1 protein-coding gene is annotated in these 957 nt (G+C 65.8%); it reads left to right on the forward strand.

Translation table 11 applies throughout. The features are described from left to right. A partial coding sequence (gene ccsB / locus U5771_RS35195) for a c-type cytochrome biogenesis protein CcsB (RefSeq protein WP_322028184.1) occupies positions 1 to 957 on the forward strand: 957 nt, incomplete at both ends.

The raw sequence follows: 957 nt of genomic DNA on the forward strand, positions 1-957 counted from the left end.
GCTCGGCTGGCGCTGGAAGCCCGCGCGGCTGATGATGGCGTCGATCGCCGTGCTGTCGCTGCTGTCGATCCAGATCTACCAGGGCGATCTCGCGCGCGCCGATTCGGCGTTCTTCCTCAAGTACTTCCTGTCGAGCCAGTCCGCGATCCTGTGGATGAGCGCGCTGTTCGTGCTCGCGACGATCTTCTACTGGATCGGCCTGCTCGCGCGCTCGGAATCGGGTTCCGCGATCGGCCAGAAGCTCACCTGGGTCGCGGTGCTGATGGGCTTCACCGGCCTGATGGTGCGCTGGTACGAGTCCTACCTGATCGGCGCCGACGTCGGGCATATCCCGGTGTCGAACCTGTATGAAGTGTTCGTGCTGTTCAGCCTGATCACCGCGCTGCTCTACCTGTATTACGAAGGCCATTACGGCACGCGCGCGCTCGGCGCGTTCGTGCTGCTGGTGATCAGCGCGGCCGTCGGCTTCCTGATGTGGTACTCGGTCGCGCGCGACGCGCAGCAGATCCAGCCGCTCGTGCCGGCGCTGCAGAGCTGGTGGATGAAGATCCACGTGCCGGCGAACTTCATCGGCTACGGCAGCTTCGCGCTGTCGGCGATGGTGTCGGTCGCGTACCTGATGAAGGAACGCGGCGTGCTCGCCGATCGCCTGCCGACGCTCGAGGTGCTCGACGACGTGATGTACAAGTCGATCGCGGTCGGCTTCGCGTTCTTCACGATCGCGACGATCCTCGGCGCGCTGTGGGCCGCGCAAGCATGGGGCGGCTACTGGAGCTGGGACCCGAAGGAAACCTGGGCGCTGATCGTGTGGCTCAACTACGCGGCCTGGCTGCACATGCGCCTGATGAAGGGCCTGCGCGGCGCGGCTGCCGCCTGGTGGGCGCTCACGGGCCTGCTCGTGACGACGTTCGCGTTCCTCGGCGTCAACATGTTCCTGTCCGGGCTGCACAGCTACGG

This window comes from Burkholderia sp. BCC1977 (genome assembly GCF_905339595.1).
Lineage (GTDB): Bacteria > Pseudomonadota > Gammaproteobacteria > Burkholderiales > Burkholderiaceae > Burkholderia.